Origin of the sequence: Roseomonas sp. GC11 (assembly GCF_024437745.1) — a bacterium.
Classification (GTDB): Bacteria; Pseudomonadota; Alphaproteobacteria; order Acetobacterales; family Acetobacteraceae; genus Pseudoroseomonas.
Genome location: NZ_JANFNY010000180.1, coordinates 1 through 2,009, shown reverse-complemented (window position 1 = coordinate 2,009; position 2,009 = coordinate 1). Strand labels below are relative to the sequence as shown.

Genomic DNA, 2,009 nt, shown 5'->3' with positions numbered 1-2,009 from the left:
GGCGGCGGGGCTGCCCATGGCCAGCCATGACGATGCCACGCTGGAGGAGCGCGCCCTGTTTCGCGGGCTGGGCGCCGCCATCTGCGAATTCCCGATGGCCGAGGCGGTGGCCGCCGCCGCCCGCGCGGCCGGCGAGGATGTGGTGATGGGCGCGCCGAATGTGGTGCGCGGCGGCAGCCATCTCGGCTGGGCGAGCGCGGCGCCGCTGGCGGAGCGTGGCCTCGTGACGGTGCTGGCCTCGGATTATGTCTGGCCCTGCCTGCTGGAGGCCGCCTTCATCCTGGCCCGGCGTGGCGTGCTGGACCTGCCGGCCGCCTGGGCGCTGATCAGCGCCAACCCGGCCCGCGCCGCCGGCCTCACCGATCGCGGGGCCCTGGCCGAGGGGCTGCGTGGCGATGTGGTGGTGGTGGACCCGGCGCGGCCTGCCCCTGTGGCGGTGTTCTGTGCCGGGCGGCTGGCCTGGATCGCGCCGGGGATGGAGGCGCGCCTTTTCGCCTGAGAAGGCGCTGGCCGGGGAGGGGGCGTTCCCCCTCCCGCGCCCTGTGCGGGGAGTTGCCGCCTGGAAACAGAAAAGGGCGCCGTTTCCGGCGCCCTCTCTGATTGGCTCCCCGAGTTGGACTCGAACCAACGACCTAGCGATTAACAGTCGCGTGCTCTACCAGCTGAGCTATCGGGGATCAGCGTGTGGCCGGGTAATTAGCGGGGTGGCGGGGGCTTCGCAAGAGGTCTTTGTCATCATTCCGCCGCCGTCACTCTTTTTCTGGAAAAAAGCCGCCGGACGGGGTCAGAACGCAAAAAGCACCCGTCAGGGTGCTGTTCAACATCACAACGTTTCTTGAGAGGGAGGTGGAGGTCGGTGCCGGAATCGAACCGGCGTGGCGGGATTTGCAGTCCCGAGCCTCACCACTCGGCCAACCGACCAACGAGGGGCGCTTTAACCGAGACATGGCATGCTGTCCAGAGCCGCTTTGCGGGGCTTGCGGCACCCTGTGGGGGGTGTCTCGTGCTTGGCCCGCCGCGAGGGGGCGCCTATAAGCGCAACATTGGGCACAGGAAGTGGTCCTTGCCTCAGGCAGTTGAGGACGGCACGCGATGGATTTCGCTGGCGCGCGCAAATGGATGGTCGACGGGCAGCTGCGCCCCAACAAGGTGACGGATGCCCGCGTGATCGCGGCGATGCTCGACCTGCCACGGCATCTTTTCGTGCCCCAGGCCCAGCAGGCCCGTGCCCATGCCGATGAGGATGTGCCGCTGGGCGGTAGCCGCGTGCTGCTGCAGCCGATGATGCTGGCCCGCCTGCTGCAGCTGGCGCAGATCCGCGCCGGCGAATCGGTGCTGCTGCTGGCCGCCGGCAGCGGCTATGGCGCCGCCGTGCTGGCCCGCATGGGCGCGCGGGTGACGGCGGTGGAAAGCGAGGCCGCCCTCTCCGCCCTGGGCCGTGGCGCCCTCGCCGGGCTGTCCCTGGCGCCGGGTCAGGTGCAGTGGGTGGAAGGCCCGGCCAGCGCCGGCCATGCCGCCGGCGCGCCCTATGATGCCATCCTGATCGAGGGGCAGGTCCCGGCCATTCCGCCCGCCCTGGTGGAGCAGTTGGCCGAGGGTGGCCGCCTCGTCACCGTCCGCCGCCAGCCGGGCCGCTCCGGTGCCGCCGTGCTGGGCCGCCGCCTCGGCGGCTCCTTCAGCATCACCGAGGCCTTCGACTGCATCACCGCGCCGCTGCCGGAATTCCAGCCGCAGCCCGGCTTCGTGTTCTGACGCGGCCTGTCTGAACCGCGCCGCCGCCTTCCAGGGCGGCGGCACCCTTCCGCCGGCTTGGTTTCCACCGCCTTAAAGGTGGCTGGCCGGCGGGGCAGCCCTTCGCTAGGCTGCGCCGGCCGGTCCTGGCCGGTTTGCCTGATACGGAGTGTGCCGGTGCCCCGTTTCCCTCTCTCCCCGCGTCTGGTGCTGCTGGCGGCGACGATGCTGGCGCCGGTTGTGGCACCTGTGAGCGGCTGGTCGCAGAGCCTGCAGGA

1 protein-coding gene, 2 tRNA genes and 1 pseudogene are annotated in these 2,009 nt (G+C 70.9%); 2 read left to right on the top strand and 2 right to left on the bottom strand.

Going from position 1 to position 2,009, the window contains the following annotated elements; all coding sequences use genetic code 11:
- A pseudogene (locus NON00_RS24465) lies at positions 1–499 on the top strand (phosphonate metabolism protein PhnM); the annotation flags it as partial.
- Positions 500–601: 102 nt separating this feature from the next.
- Here NON00_RS24465 and NON00_RS24460 read toward each other — a convergent pair.
- A tRNA-Asn gene (locus NON00_RS24460) sits at positions 602–677 on the bottom strand.
- Between the two features lie 170 nt (positions 678–847).
- A tRNA-Cys gene (locus NON00_RS24455) sits at positions 848–921 on the bottom strand.
- Positions 922–1,092: 171 nt separating this feature from the next.
- Between NON00_RS24455 and NON00_RS24450 the strand changes: the two genes are divergently transcribed.
- Positions 1,093–1,752 (top strand): protein-L-isoaspartate O-methyltransferase, encoded by a 660-nt coding sequence (locus NON00_RS24450; RefSeq protein ID WP_256025413.1) that lies wholly within the window; start codon positions 1,093–1,095, stop codon positions 1,750–1,752.
- Positions 1,753–2,009: the final 257 nt, after the last annotated feature.